14 protein-coding genes and 1 tRNA gene are annotated in these 15,898 nt (G+C 65.1%); 12 read left to right on the top strand and 3 right to left on the bottom strand.

Annotation, left to right across the window (positions count from 1 at the left end; all coding sequences use genetic code 11):
- Positions 1–56: 56 nt before the first annotated feature.
- From LB569_RS01200 to LB569_RS01155, 10 genes are all read left to right on the top strand, one after another.
- Positions 57–132 (top strand) — tRNA-Thr (locus LB569_RS01200).
- A gap of 176 nt (positions 133–308) precedes the next feature.
- Positions 309–521 (top strand): hypothetical protein, encoded by a 213-nt coding sequence (locus LB569_RS01195; protein ID WP_140706352.1) that lies wholly within the window; start codon positions 309–311, stop codon positions 519–521.
- 138 nt (positions 522–659) lie between these two features.
- Complete coding sequence (locus tag LB569_RS01190; protein ID WP_140706353.1) at positions 660–848, top strand: YodC family protein; 189 nt, start codon at positions 660–662, stop codon at positions 846–848.
- A gap of 213 nt (positions 849–1,061) precedes the next feature.
- Positions 1,062–1,508 (top strand): EF-hand domain-containing protein, encoded by a 447-nt coding sequence (locus LB569_RS01185; protein ID WP_140706355.1) that lies wholly within the window; start codon positions 1,062–1,064, stop codon positions 1,506–1,508.
- 45 nt (positions 1,509–1,553) lie between these two features.
- A complete protein-coding gene (locus LB569_RS01180) occupies positions 1,554–2,090 on the top strand; it encodes an RNA polymerase sigma factor (protein WP_140706357.1) in 537 nt (178 codons plus the stop codon).
- 103 nt (positions 2,091–2,193) lie between these two features.
- Complete coding sequence (locus LB569_RS01175; protein ID WP_224690751.1) at positions 2,194–2,646, top strand: hypothetical protein; 453 nt, start codon at positions 2,194–2,196, stop codon at positions 2,644–2,646.
- Positions 2,643–3,098 (top strand): periplasmic heavy metal sensor, encoded by a 456-nt coding sequence (locus LB569_RS01170; protein WP_224690750.1) that lies wholly within the window; start codon positions 2,643–2,645, stop codon positions 3,096–3,098. The genes LB569_RS01175 and LB569_RS01170 overlap by 4 nt, the downstream gene beginning before the upstream one ends.
- 108 nt (positions 3,099–3,206) lie before the next feature.
- The gene (locus LB569_RS01165; RefSeq protein WP_224690749.1) at positions 3,207–3,488 is read left to right on the top strand and encodes a GCG_CRPN prefix-to-repeats domain-containing protein; all 282 of its coding nucleotides are present in this window, start codon (positions 3,207–3,209) and stop codon (positions 3,486–3,488) included.
- Between the two features lie 122 nt (positions 3,489–3,610).
- On the top strand, positions 3,611–5,143 hold the full coding sequence (locus tag LB569_RS01160; RefSeq protein WP_224690748.1) for a DUF1800 family protein: 1,533 nt from the start codon (positions 3,611–3,613) through the stop codon (positions 5,141–5,143).
- Between the two features lie 46 nt (positions 5,144–5,189).
- A complete protein-coding gene (locus LB569_RS01155; RefSeq protein ID WP_224690747.1) occupies positions 5,190–6,428 on the top strand; it encodes a DUF1501 domain-containing protein in 1,239 nt (412 codons plus the stop codon).
- 52 nt (positions 6,429–6,480) lie between these two features.
- On the opposite strand, the gene LB569_RS01150 is transcribed toward LB569_RS01155, so the two are convergent.
- On the bottom strand, positions 6,481–9,891 hold the full coding sequence (locus tag LB569_RS01150; RefSeq protein ID WP_224690746.1) for an acyl-[ACP]--phospholipid O-acyltransferase: 3,411 nt from the start codon (positions 9,889–9,891) through the stop codon (positions 6,481–6,483).
- 481 nt (positions 9,892–10,372) lie between these two features.
- Here LB569_RS01150 and LB569_RS01145 point away from each other — a divergent pair, with 481 nt between their 5' ends.
- Positions 10,373–11,218, top strand: coding sequence for a hypothetical protein (locus tag LB569_RS01145; RefSeq protein WP_224690745.1), 846 nt, complete (start codon positions 10,373–10,375; stop codon positions 11,216–11,218).
- Complete coding sequence (locus tag LB569_RS01140; protein WP_224690744.1) at positions 11,167–12,147, top strand: sulfatase-like hydrolase/transferase; 981 nt, start codon at positions 11,167–11,169, stop codon at positions 12,145–12,147. The genes LB569_RS01145 and LB569_RS01140 overlap by 52 nt, the downstream gene beginning before the upstream one ends.
- Here LB569_RS01140 and LB569_RS01135 read toward each other — a convergent pair.
- Together LB569_RS01135 and LB569_RS01130 are read right to left on the bottom strand one after the other, a co-directional pair.
- Positions 12,130–13,713, bottom strand: coding sequence for an indolepyruvate oxidoreductase subunit beta family protein (locus LB569_RS01135; RefSeq protein ID WP_224690743.1), 1,584 nt, complete (start codon positions 13,711–13,713; stop codon positions 12,130–12,132). The two genes, LB569_RS01140 and LB569_RS01135, sit on opposite strands and share 18 nt — an antisense overlap.
- A complete protein-coding gene (locus LB569_RS01130) occupies positions 13,706–15,859 on the bottom strand; it encodes an indolepyruvate ferredoxin oxidoreductase subunit alpha (RefSeq protein WP_224690742.1) in 2,154 nt (717 codons plus the stop codon). The genes LB569_RS01135 and LB569_RS01130 overlap by 8 nt, the downstream gene beginning before the upstream one ends.
- Positions 15,860–15,898 lie beyond the last annotated feature (39 nt).

Raw genomic sequence — 15,898 nt, 5'->3', positions numbered from 1 at the left:
ATTCGCCGCCGGTTGAGTCTATCACCCAGCCCATCTTGGAGGCCTCGGCCTCCCGGGCCGCTTTAGCTCAGTTGGTAGAGCACATCATTCGTAATGATGGGGTCAGGTGTTCGAGTCACCTAAGCGGCACCAGTTTTCCCACAAGTCAGGTCATCGTGCGGCTTGCAACGTGCCGCGCAAATCACGTGACAGTCCGGGATTTTTCGAACCTCAACAACAAATGATGGAAATGGCGTTTTAATTTTTTCGGAACAGATAGTTGGGGTCGCACATTTCCTGCCGTGGTTTCACGGACAGGAGGTTTCGAATTGCAAAGGCGTGTCGACAAGGAAAAACTGGCAAGAGCGGACCGTGAGGCGAGGCTGGTGCTGGATGCCGAGCGCCACGCCAGAATTGCCAAGACAACCCGCCTGAGGGAGCAGAGACTGCAGCAGGAGGCATTGGCACAAGACAAGCCCGAGCCGGCGCGACGGCGAGAGCCGGCCGGCAGACCGGCGCGGCGCGTGATCGAGGTGGATTGATCGCTGGAGCAGCTCCGGACGCCTCGTTTGCGACGCCCTCGGATCGCCACATAAGACAATGGACCGGAAGGCCCATCCGCCATTGTCGGGACCCCGGTTTTGGTATGAAATACCGGCCTCAGCATGGGAGGTCCGAAAATGCCCAACACTTTCAAGACCGGAGACGTCGTCAAGCTGAAGTCGGGAGGCCCGAGGATGACGGTCAGCGACGGCGCCGCTTCCGGCATGTATCTGTGCCACTGGTTCAACAAAGAGGGCGATGTGTGGACCCCGCAGCACGCGGGCTTCAAATCGGATCAGCTGGTGGAAGCCGACCAATCGACGTAAGGCTCGCCTTCGCGACGGGTTTGCCGGCCGGCGTGAATTTCAGCCCCGCCGGATAAGATGCCGTGCCGCCCTCTCCCAGGGCACGAGACGCGGCATCCGGGCAATCGGCGTGATCGGCAGGGCCGACCGACGGATTTCTCAGGTCGCGACGTTTAACGGTTGAAGCGTGACCTCGGCATTGGGTCCGGGACGCGCCAACCGGAGACGTGAAGCATGATACGCCGTTCGATCCTTGCCGCTGCCTTGGGCCTGCTGACCACGGCGGCCCTCGCCCAGACGGCGACACAGCCACCGGCCGCGACGCCACCTGCCTCTACGTCGCCCGCCGCCCCTACTGCCCCATCGCCGACTGGCAAGTCCGACATCAGCCTGGCCAAGTTCCAGAAGCGGCGCGAGAAGGCGATCATGGCCGCCGACACGGACGGCGACGGCAAGATCAGCCTCGTGGAGTGGGAGGCCTTCCAGGCCAAGCGCAACATCAAGGGCGATCCCGCCAAATCCTTCGCGCGCATCGATTCCAATCATGACGGCTTCATCGACCGGGCCGAGCTCGACGCGTTCTTCGCCAAGCGCTTCGCCAAGCTGGACAAGAACGGCGACGGCATTCTGACGGCCGACGAGATGCCGGGCCACAAATCCGCTCCCAAGCCGGAGCAATGACCGAGAGGCTATGACGTGTGATGGACATCGGGAGTGCGCCAGCCGATGAGCGCCGACCCGGACGAGGAGTTGGTTCGCCGGGTCGGTGCCGGCGAGCCGGAGGCGGTGCGGACGCTCGTCGCGCGCAAGCTGCCGCGCATCCTGGCGTTGGCCGCGCGCATGCTGGGCGACGCGGCGGAGGCCGAGGATGTCGCCCAAGAAACCTTTGTGCGCATCTGGCGTCATGCATCCGGCTGGCGGCGCGGCAATGCACGCTTCGACAGCTGGATCCACCGCGTCACGCTCAATCTGTGCTACGACCGGCTACGTCGGCGCCGCGAATGGGTGACCGACGAGGTTCCCGACATTGTCGATCCCGCCCCGCTTCCCGATGCCCGCGAAGAGCCGCACCGGGTCGAGCAGGCCTTGCAGGCAATCGCGCCGCGCCAGCGCGAGGCGATCATCCTGGTCTACTATCAGGAGATGTCCAACATAGAGGCGGCCGCGACCCTGGAGATCAGTGTCGATGCCCTGGAAAGCCTGCTTTCGCGCGGCCGGCGGGCCTTGCAGATGATCCTGGCCAGGGAGGGTGTCCATGAGTGAGAAAGGGCGGCCATGATTGCGAAGCGTTCACCGTATTTCGCGAGCGCCCGGCGAGGTCCCGGGAATCCGTCCGGATACGTGCCAACCGGCAAAGGACAAAGTGATGTCTGATGGGTCCAGGAACGAACCGGCAATGGATGCCGAGCGCTTCGCGGCTCTGGCGGCGGCCTATGGCGGCGATTTGCGGCGGTGGCCGCAGGCCGACCGCGCGGCCGGGGCGATGTTCGCCGCGAGCCAGACAGGCGCGGCCATATTGGGACACGCCGGGAAACTCGACGCCTTGCTCGACAGCTACGAGGTCACGGCGCCCGGCGCGGCGCTGCACGGCGGCATCCTGCGGATCGCCGACCGGCATCTCGTCCAGCGCCGGCGCCGGCGGGTCTGGTGGCTGGGTCTGGGGCTGGCCGGCATTGGCCTGGCCGGCGCGGTGACCGGATTGGCCATGGTGAGCATCGTTACCCCAGAGGTTCCGTCCGACCATTATGTGCTCGATGCCAATGCGACGGCGTTCGGCGACGCCGCGCCCGATGGCGAGACGATCGAGGAGGACTTATGAGTACAGGCCGCAACCTCACCATCGCGTCGGTGGTGCTGAATGTCTTCCTGGCCGGCGCGCTTGCCGGCGGCGCCGTCTGGATAAGAAGCGGCAAGCCGGCCCAGGGCTATTCGCTGGAAGCGGCCGGCGGCCGTCTTCCCGACAACCAGCGCATGCTGTTCCGCAAGGCGCTGCGCGAGGTACGCCGCGAGTCGCGCGACATTATTCTCGACGGCCAGAAGGCCAGGCGCGAGGCGGCGGATCTGTTGCGGCAACCCGTCCTCGACAAGGCGGCGCTGGCGGCGGCCCTGGAGAGGGCCCGCAATGCCGACATCACCCTGCGCACGCGGCTTGAGCAGCGCATCGTCGAGTACGCGGCGGCGGGTTCCGCAGGGGATCGCGCCGTGCTGGCGGACGGGCTGGCCAGGCGCGCCGGGCCTGTGCCGGCGGCAGAGCCAAAAAAATCGCCGTGACGAGCGACGGAAAACGCCGGTGGGGCCGTTTAACCAGGAGAAGGGCAGCCTGCCGGACCAATCGGCACGGACAGGTTTTCATTCTCGCAGAACATTCGGAGTATCGTCATGAACCGTCTGACACAGTATGCGGCAGCAGCCGTCCTCGCCTTGACCGGAACCGCGGCGACCATCGCGACCTCCCCCGCCATGCCGATGGTGGCGCAACCTGCCGCCTCGGCGCTGATCGAGCATGTGGCCTGGGGTTGCGGACCCGGCTGGCACCCCAACCCGTGGGGACGCTGCGTTCCCAACCGTGTCGTGGTGTATCCGCGCTACCACTACTGGCACGGCCCGGCATTCTATGTCGGGCATCCGCACCGTCACTGGCACCGCTGGCACCACTGGTAAGCGTGCGGAAGAGCCGGGCGGGCACCCCGCCTGCCCGGTTCCCGTCGCCGGTTTGAGCGTTCAGGAAACAGCCCAATCGGGCGTCGCGCATCGCGCGTGTGATCCAACCATGGAGAGCCGACATGGCCATCCCGGCTAAAGGCTCCGTGCCGCCAGATCCCGTCCTCGTCATTTTCAACCGTTTCGGGCTTGGAGCCCGCCCGGGCGACCGCGACAGAATGGCCGGCGATCCGCGCGGCTATCTCAAGGCGGAACTTCGGCAGCCCGACATCGCCATGATCGCCTATGACGATCCGGCCTATGCCGATCTCCTGGGCAGCACGCCGGCGATCCAGGCCAGCATGGCGGCGGGTTTCCAGCGCAAGCTCGACAGAGGCCTGGCGAAGGCGGCCGCGCAGCCAGCGAAGGCGAAGGCCCCGGCAGCGACGGGTGCCGCCTCGCCCATATCGACTGCTCCGGCCATGCCGAGCGCGGCCGTGAAGGCGAGCGCGCCGGCCGGCTCGCCGCAGGCGGTACCCGCCAAGCCAACCCCGGCGACACCACCTGTTGAAGCCACCCTGTACCGGGCCGAAGCCCAGGCCCGTTTCGACAAGGCCTTGCGGGCGGAGGTCGGCTTCGTCGAGCGTCTCGTCTATTTCTGGTCGAACCATTTCTGCGTCTGCGTGGCCAAGGACAACATCGTGCGCGCCAGCGCCGGCGCCTTCGAACGCGAAGCCATCCGGCCCTTCGTGCTCGGGCGCTTCGCCGACATGCTGATGGCGGTGGAGCGGCATCCGGCCATGCTGTTCTATCTCGACAACCAGCAGTCGGTCGGCCCCGACTCCCGCGCCGGGAAGAACCGGCAGCGCGGCCTCAACGAGAACCTCGCCCGCGAAATCCTGGAACTGCATACGCTCGGCGTCGGCAGCGGCTACACCCAGGCCGACGTCACCAGCTTCGCGCGTATCATGACCGGTTGGACGATGGCCGGGCGGGAAGGCCGGCTGGGCGAACCGGGCAGTTCCGTCTTCAACGCCAACGCCCATGAACCGGGCGACGCGGTGCTGCTCGGCAAGACCTATCCGGCCGGCGGCGTGGGCCAGGCGGAGGCCGCGCTCAACGACATCGCCATTCATCCGGCGACCGCGCAACACATCGCCACGCAACTCGCCCGCCATTTTATTTCGGACGATCCGCCGGCGGCGGCGGTCGCGCGTCTCGCCAAGGTGTTCCTCAAGAACAGCGGCAATCTGAGGGCGCTGGCGGCGGCGCTCATCGGCATGCCGGAGGCATGGTCGACGCCCCTGGCCAAGATGCGCTCGCCCTTCGATTATGTCGCCGCCATCAGGCGGGCGGGCGGCCCGGGACCGAACGATCCCGGCCAGTCGCTCAACTGGCTGAACGCGCTGGGCGAGCCGCTCTGGCAGCCGCCGGGACCGAACGGCTTTTCCGACCAGGGGGACAATTGGGCGTCGGCGGAAGGCATGAAAATCCGCCTCGACATCGCCTGGCAGGCTGCCCAGCAAGTGAAGGATATCGGCAACCCCAACGACATGCTCGACGCGGTCATCGGGCCTTCCGCCTCGCCGGAAACGCGTCAGGCGGTCAGCCGCGCCGAGTCCAAGCAGCAAGGCCTGGCGCTGCTGCTGATGGCGCCCGAATTCCAGCGACGATAGTTCGAGCGACAGATCCGGCGCCGACAACTCCCGTGGAGACCACCTCATGAGCCTGCTATGTGAAACCCCTCACCCTTCCCGCCGCGCCGTGCTGATGACCGGCGGCGCGCTGTTTGCCTGGGCCTATCTGCCGCGCTTCGCCCGGGCCACCGACAATCGCGACCCGCGCCTGATCGTCATCGTGCTGCGCGGCGCGCTCGACGGCCTGTCGGCGGTCGGCCCGGTCGGCGATCCAGACTATGCCGGCCTGCATGGCGACATTGCGCTCTCGCTCTCCGGCCCGCACGCAGCGCTGCCGCTCGATGGTTTCTTTGCCGTCAATCCGGCGATGCCGGCGTTCGCCCGGCTGTTCAAGGCCAACCAGGCGGCGGTCGTGCACGCTGCCGCGACGGGCTATCGCGAGCGCTCGCATTTCGACGGGCAGGATGTTCTGGAAAGCGGCTTTGCCGGCCCCGGCCATGTCGCCACCGGCTGGCTCAACCGGGCGCTCGAAAGCCTGCCGGCGGGCGACCGCGTGGCAACGCTCGGCGGCCTGGCCGTCGGCCCGTCGACGCCACTGGTGATCCGTGGCGCGGCCCCTGTGCTCGGCTGGGCGCCGCAATCGCTGCCGGCGCCGTCCGGCGACCTCCCGGCGCGCGTTCTCGATCTTTACCAGCATCGCGACCCGGTGCTGGCGGTGGCGCTGCAAAAGGGCCTCGACGCCGACAGGATGGCGCTCGATTACCAGATGGGCGCCAAGGCAATGAAACCGAGGAGCGGCCTCGACAGCGCCGCCGGCATGCGGCAGGCCGCGCAGGGCGCGGCCAGGCTGATCGCCGCCGATGACGGGCCGCGCGTCGCGGCGCTGGCCTTCGACGGCTGGGACACACATGTCAACGAAGGCGGCGCGACCGGCCGGCTCGCCACCTTGCTCGGCGGCCTCGACGGCGCGTTCGAGGAATTCGAAAAAGGTCTCGGCGAGCGCTGGAAGGATACGGCGATCATCGCCATCACGGAATTCGGCCGAACGGCGCGGATCAATGGCACGGTCGGCACCGATCACGGCACCGGCACGGTCGTGCTGCTCGCCGGCGGTGCGATCAAGGGCGGCCGCGTCATCGCCGACTGGCCGGGATTGAAGCCAGCGCAACTCTACCAGCAGCGCGACCTGGCGCCGACCAGCGATGTCAGGGCGGTTCTGAAAGGCCTGCTCGCCGAGCAGTTCGGACTTTCGGCCGCGGTGCTCGGCGACAAGGTGTTTCCGGATTCAGGAGCGGTGAAGCCGATGATGAACCTGGTTGTCTGAACCAAGCAGGACGCCGCGATGAATCGCGGCGTCGTCTCGCCGCTGTCGGAGATCAGGCGGCCTCGACCTTGGCGGTTTCAAGGGCTTCGCCGCGTACCAGCCTGGTCACGCCGACGAAGTCGATCTTGCCCGAGCCGAGCACCGGCACATGCGCCACGACACGCACTTCGGCAGGCACCATCAGGTCCATCGCCCCGTTTGCCTTGGCAAAGGCCAGAAACTCGGCGCGCGTCGCTTTTTCGGCTTCGGTGATGAGCACCAGTTTTTCGCCCTTGCGCGGATCCGGCACGGTCGCGACCGCCGACAGCGAGCCTTTCCACAATTCGCCCGCCAACGCTTCCACGGCAGCCAGCGAAATCATCTCGCCGCCGATCTTGGCAAAGCGTTTGGCGCGGCCGCGAATGCTGACGAAGCCGGCATCGTCGATGCTAACGATGTCGCCGGTGTCGTGCCAACCGTCCCGCAGCGGTTCGAGCACACCAGGCTTTTCGGCCCTGAGATAGCCGGCCATGACGTTGGGGCCGCGCACGAACAGCCGCCCGCCACCCTCGACGCCGATCACCGGTTCCAGGCGGTATTCCATGCCGGGCATGATTTTTCCGACCGTGCCCGACTTGTTGTACATCGGCGTGTTGATGGAGATGACCGGCGCCGTCTCGGTAACGCCGTAGCCTTCGAGAATGCGCAGGCCGAACTTCTCCATATAGGTTTCGCGGGTCGAGGCCTTGACCGGCTCGGCGCCGGAAAAGCAGTAGCGCACCGAGCGGAAATCATAGGGATGCGCGGTGCGCGCGTAGCCGCTGAGGAAGGTGTCGGTGCCGAAGATGATGGTCGCGTTCGAGGCATAAACCAGTTCCGGCACGATGCGGTAATGCAGTGGCGACGGGTAGAAATAGACGGGAACGCCTGAAACCAGCGGCAGCACCGTGCCCGCCGTCAAGCCGAACGAATGGAAGATCGGCAGCACGTTGAACACCTTGTCGCCCGAATGGAAATCGATGCGCGAGGCGGCCTGTGCCGCATTGGCCAGGATGTTGCGGTGGGTGAGCACGACCCCCTTGGGCGTGCCTTCGGAGCCCGAGGTGAACAGGATCACGGCCGGGTCGGTGGCCTTGCGGGCAACCCTGGGCGTGGCCTTGCGCAACAGGCCAAGCAGCTTGTCCTTGAGGCCGATGGTTGCGCGCAGATCGTCCAGCCAGACGATGTTGACCGACCGGCCAACCTCCTCGACGATTGCGCCGAGCTTGGCCTGCTCGACAAAGGCTCGCGAGGTCAAAATGGTGGTTACCCGCGCCGCCTTGCAGGCGGACAGGATGTTGGCGGCACCGGCGGTGAAATTGATCATCGCCGGGACCTTGCCGGCGGACATGACGCCGAGCAGAGCTGCACAGGCGCCATTGGCGTTGGGTAGCATGATGCCGAGCGTGTCCTGTCCGGCATAGAGCGTTTCGAATTTCTCGCCGAGCACCGCGGCACCCGTGAGCAGCTTGCCGTAGCTCAGCGAACCGGAGACCGGATCCTGCACGGCGAGTTGCTTCATGCCACGCTCGGTCGCCGTCTCGATGACCCTTTCGAGCACGGTCTTGTCGATGTGCTGGGTCTGGAAGACGAGATCGGACATCACCTGGTAGAGCGCGGCACCAGCGGCGGCCCTGCGCTTGCGCCCCTTCAGCTCCTCGGCGACCTTGAGCCTGACCGGTGGCAGTATGGTCACCTTGACCTTCGGGAACAGGCGGCGGCGCACGTGCTGCGCCGTCAGCCGCGAGAACGGGCTTTTTTCCAACCCCTCGATGCGGATCGGCACCACCATCGAGCCGGTCTTGTCGGCCACCATGGCGGCGCCGTCATAGACCTTCATCAGCCCGCCGGTGACGGTGATGCGGCCCTCGGGAAAGATGACCAGCGGATCGCCGTTCTGCACGATCTTGATCAGCGTGCGCGTCGACATCGGCTTGGCCGGATTGAGCGGCAGGGCGCGGGTCAGTTTCAGGAACGGCTTCATCCACCACGCCTGGGCGATCGTGTAGTCGATGGCGAAGACCGGCTCCTCATCGGTCAGCGTCAACGCCAGCGGTCCGTCGAGAAAGCTGACATGGTTGAGCGCCAGGATGGGCGCCGGACCAGCCGCCTTGAGGTTGTCCAGGCCTTCCACTTCCAGCCGATGGAAGGCGCGGAAGAGGATGGAGACGAAGTCGCGGAAGGCGTTGGTCGGCAGATATTTCAGCATCAGCCAGGCGGCCACGGCATTGAAGGCGGCAAGCCCGAACAGCACGCTGGCGATGGAGACGCCCGCCGCCTGGATGGCGGCGACAAGGATGCCGCCCAACGTCATGAAGCCGGCATTGACGATGCTGACAGCGGCGACGACGCGGGCGCGGCGCGCCTCGGGCGACCAGGCCTGCACGGCGGCGAAGGTCGGCACCACCAGGAAGGCGCTGGAAATGGCCATGCCGGCAAGGTCGATCGCAACACGGATCGTGTTCGGCCCGGCGAAGAAGAGGCCAAGGGTTTCGGCCTTGGGCGAGGGCTGCATGCTCCAGATCGTCCATGCAAGGTGCAGGCCGAACAGCGCCAGCAGTGCCGTGCCGACCGGCGCGGGAAGGAGCACTATGCGGCCCTGGGACATCCAGGCGGCGATCGCCGAGCCGATGGCGATGGAAACGGCGAACACCGCGAGATAGGCGGTGACCGCGATCTCGTTGCCGCCAAGCTGATCCTTGATGAGCGTGGGCAGGATCGAAAGCACGATGGCGCCGATCAGCCAGAACCACGAGGTCATCAATCCGGCGCGCCAGATGCGCGTGTCGGTGCGCAATTCACTGACCTGGCGCCATGTCGAGCGGAAGATATTCCAGTCGATGACAAGGTTCGGCGCGGCCGAACCGGTCGAGGGGATATAGCGGCTGACGAACCAGCAGCCGACCGCCAGGATCATCATCATCGGGCCGAAGACGGCGACACCAATGCCGTCAGCGGAGACGACACCGCCCACGATCGTGCCGCCAAGGATGGCGGCGAAGGTCGCCGATTCGATCCAGGCGTTGGCGCGGGGCAATTCCTTGCGCTCGAGATGATCGGGCAGGATGCCGTATTTGATCGGCCCGAACAGTGCCGAGATGACGCCGAACATCAACAGCGCGGTCATCAGCACTGGAATGGAGGACAGCGCGATGCCGACGACCGCGACGGCAGCGGCGCCGATCTCGGCGAATTTCAGCCGGCGGGCGATGAGCGCCTTGTCGAAGCGGTCGGCGATTTCACCGCCGAGCGCCGACAGCAACAGGAAAGGAGCCATGAACACGGCTCCGGCCAAGGTGACCAGCGAGGCCGCCTGACCGGCGGCCAGCGTGAAAAGGATCAGGAACACCAGCGTGTTCTTGAGGAAATTGTCGTTGAATGCAGACAGGAACTGCGTCCAGAAAAGCGGTGCAAAACGTCGCGACAGCATCAGATGCGTGGTCATGGCGATTTCCATTGGCGAAACCCAACCGGCAATATGCCTTTGGCCTCGCGGTTGCGCGCACTGTTTCAATCCCGTTGATAACAGTGAGCTGGTTAAACTTCCTTGCTGCGTCTTGTCGTCTTCAGTGATGGCGGCGGCGGCTTCAGTCCTCCAGACGTGGATGACGCCGGCCGCCGTGCCATGAACGGCGTTCATTTCTGCAGAATATCATTTTATGAACAATGTTCAAGCCAAAATGAACGATGTTCATGATTTTTCTCAAGATCCTCCGGAGGCCCACCCCTTAGCGGCCGTTTGGAAAGATCCGCCGACCAAGCAGCACCATCGGGTGCCGACTAATGACGCCTTCCGTCGTTCGACAAGCTTGCGGAGACAACCCCAAGGGCGGCCTTGTATCGGAATTAACGTTAAATTCACTATGTGTTTGTTCTGGCGGCGCAATTAATCGAAGAGTTCCCCAAAATTATGCTGAGTCCTATCCATGAGAAAACCTTTAGCTCAGCTTCAGAAGCTTTTGCGGCTGCTATGCCATCCGTTGATGCTGGTTTTGGTCAGCCTTGCCGGCATTCTCGCCGCCGGCAGGGTCGAGCATGAATGGCTGTCGGTGCCGTTCTCGCTGGCGCTGGTGGCGGTCGTCGCGGGCACCCTGTTCCTGGCCACATCGCGACTCGCCTTTTCCGCCTACCTCGCCTGGATGATCGTCGGCGTCCTGACGCTGATTTCAGCGATCAAGTTCCGCATGAAGGGTTTTTCGCTGCACTTCTACGACACCGTCTTCGTCTCCAGGGATCCGGAAGTGTATCGCTTCCTCGTCGGCTCCTATCTCCATCTCATCCTGCCGGTTGTCATGGCACTGGCGCTTGGCATCGCCGCTGCGATCCTGATCTTTCGCGCCGACCGGAAGCTTGGCTGGCCCGTATCGGTGCGCGCCGTGATTCTGGCGGTGCCCGTCACCCTGGTGCCGCTGACCTTTCCAGCCGAGGCGTCGAAGGACCGCTATTTCTACTACATGCAAGGCCGGCACATGTCGGCCTTCTTTGTCTCGCTGATGGATCTGCGCAATCTGGTCGTCGAGCCGGCTTTCGAGCAGCGGCTGCAGGCCGTCGCGCCGCAGCCCCCCTTCGCCGATACGGTGGACTGCGGTGACCAGGCCACGCTTCCCGACATCTTCTTCGTGCTCAGCGAAAGCCAGTCCGATCCCGCCAATTTCCCCAGATCGCCAAGGGTGCGGGATTTCTACAGCGCTTCGCCCCCAAAGCCGGCGAAGCGCACCCGATGCAGGTCGAAACCTTTGGCGGCGGCACCTGGATCACCAATTTGTCACTGATGACCGGCCTTTCTGCCACCGATTTCGGCTGGCGAAGCCCTTATCTGACAATCACGCTGCAGGACAAGGTCGCCGGCGCGTTGCCGGAGATTCTGGCGCGATGCGGCTACCGTACCGCTGTGATGACGCCGATGGATTTTACCTTCGTCAATGAAGGGCCCTTCCTGAAATCGATCGGCTTCGAGACCATCCTGGACATCAAGGATATCGCCGCGCCGTTCTACCATCTGCGCGACGACTTCTACTATCGCGCGGCCGAGGCATTCATCGCAAGGCACCGCAAGGAAGACGCACGGCCATTGTTCCTCGAAATCGAGACCATGTTCCCGCACTCCCCCTATGAGGGGCGGATGGAACCGGAGTTGAAGGTGGAAGGTGAACCCTTCTCCGACGATTTCCAGGCCGGCGAATATCTGCGCCGCATGGCGATCGCACGCGGAGATTTACAGGCGTTCCTGGAACGCCGGGAAGCGGAAGCCGGCAAACGCGGCGCCGTGGTGCTCGAATTCGGCGATCATCAGTCGTCGGCGACAAAGCCGCTCGTCGATGCCATTGCGGGCGAGGACGCGCTGGCAAGACCGGATTCACTTGCCTACCGCACCTTCTACACGCTCTCGACCTTCAATCACCCGCTTCGCCATCCAATACCCGACACGGCGCCGCTCGATGTCGCTTTCCTCAGCGCGAGCCTGCTCGATGCGGCGGGCCTACCGATGTCGCCTATGATGGCTGATCTCGTGCGGCTGCGCGATCATTGCAGCGGCCGGTTCCATGGCTGCCGGGACCGGGCCGCGGTGGATGCGCATCTGCGCAAGCGCGTCGATTCGGGATTGCTGCACCTGTTCCCGCAGGCGGCGCCGCTACATGTCCATGCGGAACGGCTCCAATTGTCTAAGACCAGGACGGGAACCTCAGGTGACGGGAGATGATCCCAGCGTCGCCACGGTCTTCAGCGCGCCGTCGAGCATATCGCCCTTCTCGTCCTTCAGCGCCGCCTCGCGCAGGCGGCGGATCCAGTCGGCGGCGTCGGCCCTGCCCTTGAGCAGATCAAGCGCCGACAGCACGCGGTCGAATTTCGACTGGGCGCGCGCATGCGTGTCGCTGTAGCCCTTGATCAGCCGGCGGCAGTTGAGGATTTCGACGGCCAGCCCGTAATCCTGAGGCACGTGGCTGAGCGCCAGTGCGTACCAGCGTTCCACATGCGCCATTTCGACCTTGTGGCGCAGCAGGCGGCGGCGCCAGCGGCGCAGGCCGCCGATGAACCACAGAGCGGCAAAGCCGACAAAACTGTCGGTGCGGATGCGGCGGCCACGGTTGATGCGGCGGTCGAGGAAGCCGGCAAGCTTGGGCCGGTTCTCGATATAGCTGCCGAGCACCGCCGGCAGCGTGCCGCAGAACTCCTCGATGCGCGGATGGAAGTACTCGGTCACCTGCAGGACCGAGCCGTCCTTGACGCCAACCTCCTTGCGCACCCGCCTGTCGCGGGTCGAGCGCGTCTTGAGATCGGCGACGCGGATCATGTCGTCGTAACACATGGCGTTGGCCAGATGCTTGGCGGCGGCGATGGACAGGCCGTGGCCGTGGCCGGCGCTGTCCATGGCCACGGCCTTGTCCAGTCGGTCGAGATAATCGCGCCCATAGGCAATGTCCTGATAATCGACGACCTTTCTCAGGCCGCGAAGCGCCATGTCGCGCACCGCGATCGGCATCAGATCGATGCGGGCGGCGAGAGCCTGCCATCCCTGCAGCAGATTTTGCGGGCCGCTCACACGCCCGGCACCCAAAGCGGATTCGACAATCGCCGGCTCGGCCGGCTTTGGCGAAGGTGCTGCCGCCGCGCCGCGTGCGCGGTCGAAGGCTGCGCCGAAGGCGGCAAGGCTGGCCTTCACGCCACGGCCGCCGGCACTGACCGCCTGCTCGTAGCTCTCGCGTGTGAACGGCAGCGCGTCCGATCCAGCCAGCGCGCCAAGCAGGCTGGCCGAGATCATCGAGCCATTGTCGGCGGCGATCTTTTCCATGTCGAAGGCAATGAAGCGCTTGGAAGCGGCCACAGCCGTCGCATGCACCTTCGATGACGACGCCCTGCCGTCGCCCGGCTCGATCTTTTCCGACACTGCGGCGATGCGGTGCGAGGAGGTGATCAGCGTGGTGCGATCGGGCGTGACAAAGCCACGGATGATGGCGCGACCGGCCTCCATCAGTTCCGCCGCGATCAGGATATCAACGTCGCCCTGCGAGGGTGACAGTGCGAAGACCGGCAGGCGGCCGGTGTCGCGGGCCATCTCGATATAATAAATGGTGGCGCCGGTGCGCTGGGCAACGCCGGCGACGGAGGTCGACTGCGCGACATAGCCGTTGCGCTCGGCGACATCGGTGATCCAATCGGCCAGCACGCCGCCACCTTGGCCGCCGACCGCCAGCACGGCGAGCTTGATCACCGGCTCATTGTCAGCGGCACCGGATTTCGGGCGCAGGGGCGAGTTCTGGTCAAGCATCGGCGAACGTCAGACGGCGGCTCTCGCGGCGGCGCTGCATCAGGCTGATTACAGTGCGGCGCGCGCTTTGCAGGAAACGATCCCAACGGCCGGGATTGTGCACGACATCGGCGCGGTAGAAGGAGGGGCAAAGCACCGCGGCGTCCGCCACCTCGCCGCAATTGCCGCAGCCGACGCAGTTCTGGTCGATCGACGCCACCGGATCGTCGCGCAGCGGATCGTCGAGCGACTTGACCGACAGCGATGGACAGCCGGACAGCCGCATGCAGGCATGGTCGCCGGTGCAGATGTCCTCGTCGACGCCGAACTTCGGTTTGACGACACGGGTCCCGCCCTTGATCGCCTTGTCGACCAGCGGCTTTTCGCGGCGTTGGCGATTGAGCATGCACTCCGACGAAGCGACGATGACCTTCGGCCCCTTCTCTTCGGTGGTCAGTGCCTCGCGCAACGTGTCCTGCATCTTGCCGACGTCGTAGGTGCGGTCGACATGGCGCAGCCATTTGACGCCCATGCCCTTCACCGCTTCGGTGATGGGGTGCTTGGTCGACTTGGTCTTGTTGCCCGCGCGCGATGACAGGATGTCCTGCCCACCCGTGGCGGCCGAGTAGAAATTATCGACGATGACGATGACGCCGTCATTCTTGTTGAACACCGCGTTGCCGATCGAGGAGGTCAGGCCGTTGTGCCAGAAGCCGCCGTCGCCGACGAAGGAGATCGAGCGGCGCTTGGCGTCGGGCGAATTGAACGCCGAGGCCGAGGCCGGCCCGAGCCCGTAGCCCATCGTGGTGGCGCCAAGTTCGAAAGGCGGCATGATCGAGAACAAATGGCAGCCGATGTCGGAGGCGATGTGGTGCTTGCCGAGTTCCTGTTCGACCAGTTTGGTCGCGGCGAAGATCGGCCGCTCCGGACAGCCGATGCAGAAACCGGGCGGTCGTCCTGGAACGACATTGATCAGATCGGCCGTGTCGACGCCGTCGCCGACCTTGTTCGGTGCGCGCACTTCACCGGGCAAGAGATGCGGTGCCTCGGCGCGCAGGAAGGCGCCGATGCCGTCGAGCATGACCTGGCCGGTATATTCGCCGGCCATCGGCAGATGCTCCTTGCCGACCAGACGGGTGCCGCGCCCGGCCTTGTGCAGCATGGCGGCAAAAGCCTGCTCTATATAGTTGGGCTGCCCCTCCTCGACGACCAGCACGGACTGCTTGCCCTCGCAGAAGGCGAGGAACTCGTCGTCGATCAGCGGATAAACGGCGTTGAGCACGTAGAGCGGCACATCGGTCTCGCCATAGGTGTCGGCAAGGCCAAGACGCTGCAGCGCGCGGATGACGGAATTGTACATGCCGCCCTGCATGACGATGCCGACCGAACCGTGGTCCGAGCCGAAGAACTCATTGATCTTGTTCTTGGCGATGAAATCCACCGCCGCCGGCCAGCGTTTTTGCACCTTCTCCTTCTCGTGCAGGAAGGAGGCGGGCGGCAGCACGATGCGGCCGGTGTCGCGACGTGGTGCGTCCAGTGCATCGGCGACCGTCATCGGTGGGCGCTTGTTGTCCTTGGCGATGAAATGGCCGTGCACGTGGCAGCAGCGGATGCGCACCTGCAGCATGACCGGCGTGTTGGAAATCTCGGACAGCTCAAAGCCGTCCTCCACCGCCTTGACGATCGACGGCAGGTTAGGGCGTGGGTCGAGCAGCCAGACCTGGCTTTTCATGGCGAAGGCATGGCTGCGCTCCTGCATGATCGAGGAGCCCTCGCCATAATCCTCGCCGACGATGATCAACGCACCGCCGGTGACGCCTCCAGACGCGAGGTTGGCCAGTGCGTCGGAAGCGACATTGGTGCCTACGGTGGACTTGAAGGTCGCCGCGCCGCGGATCGGGTAATGCACCGAAGCGGCGAGCATGGCGGTGGCCGTGGCTTCCGAGGCGCTGGCCTCGAAATGCACGCCGAGCTCACCCAGAATGTCCTGCGCGTCGGCCAGCACGTCCATCAGATGGCTGATCGGCGCGCCCTGGTAGCCGCCGACATAGCCGACGCCGCATTGCAGCAGCGCCTTGGTGATGGCGAGGATGCCCTCGCCGGCAAATTCCTCGCCGGCGCCAAGCCTGAGCTTCTCGACTTCCTTGGCAAAAGACCGTTCGGCCATTTTGGCCTCCTTCCGTTGCCCGCCCGGCCCCTTATTCGC

The sequence above is a fragment of the Mesorhizobium sp. BH1-1-4 genome, from assembly GCF_020165665.1.
In the GTDB taxonomy this organism is placed as follows: Bacteria; Pseudomonadota; Alphaproteobacteria; order Rhizobiales; family Rhizobiaceae; genus Mesorhizobium.
The sequence above is the reverse complement of the archived record's forward strand: the minus strand, read 5'-3'. Positions and strand labels throughout refer to the sequence as shown.

Excerpts from the sequence above, each read along its gene's own strand:
- LB569_RS01190 (WP_140706353.1), top strand. The coding sequence starts at position 660 with ATGCCCAACACTTTCAAGACCGGAGACGTCGTCAAGCTGAAGTCGGGA.
- LB569_RS01185 (WP_140706355.1), top strand. The coding sequence starts at position 1,062 with ATGATACGCCGTTCGATCCTTGCCGCTGCCTTGGGCCTGCTGACCACG.
- LB569_RS01180 (WP_140706357.1), top strand. The coding sequence starts at position 1,554 with ATGAGCGCCGACCCGGACGAGGAGTTGGTTCGCCGGGTCGGTGCCGGC.
- LB569_RS01175 (WP_224690751.1), top strand. The coding sequence starts at position 2,194 with ATGTCTGATGGGTCCAGGAACGAACCGGCAATGGATGCCGAGCGCTTC.
- LB569_RS01170 (WP_224690750.1), top strand. The coding sequence starts at position 2,643 with ATGAGTACAGGCCGCAACCTCACCATCGCGTCGGTGGTGCTGAATGTC.
- LB569_RS01165 (WP_224690749.1), top strand. The coding sequence starts at position 3,207 with ATGAACCGTCTGACACAGTATGCGGCAGCAGCCGTCCTCGCCTTGACC.
- LB569_RS01160 (WP_224690748.1), top strand. The coding sequence starts at position 3,611 with ATGGCCATCCCGGCTAAAGGCTCCGTGCCGCCAGATCCCGTCCTCGTC.
- LB569_RS01155 (WP_224690747.1), top strand. The coding sequence starts at position 5,190 with ATGAGCCTGCTATGTGAAACCCCTCACCCTTCCCGCCGCGCCGTGCTG.
- LB569_RS01150 (WP_224690746.1), bottom strand. The coding sequence starts at position 9,891 with ATGACCACGCATCTGATGCTGTCGCGACGTTTTGCACCGCTTTTCTGG.
- LB569_RS01145 (WP_224690745.1), top strand. The coding sequence starts at position 10,373 with ATGAGAAAACCTTTAGCTCAGCTTCAGAAGCTTTTGCGGCTGCTATGC.
- LB569_RS01140 (WP_224690744.1), top strand. The coding sequence starts at position 11,167 with ATGCAGGTCGAAACCTTTGGCGGCGGCACCTGGATCACCAATTTGTCA.
- LB569_RS01135 (WP_224690743.1), bottom strand. The coding sequence starts at position 13,713 with ATGCTTGACCAGAACTCGCCCCTGCGCCCGAAATCCGGTGCCGCTGAC.
- LB569_RS01130 (WP_224690742.1), bottom strand. The coding sequence starts at position 15,859 with ATGGCCGAACGGTCTTTTGCCAAGGAAGTCGAGAAGCTCAGGCTTGGC.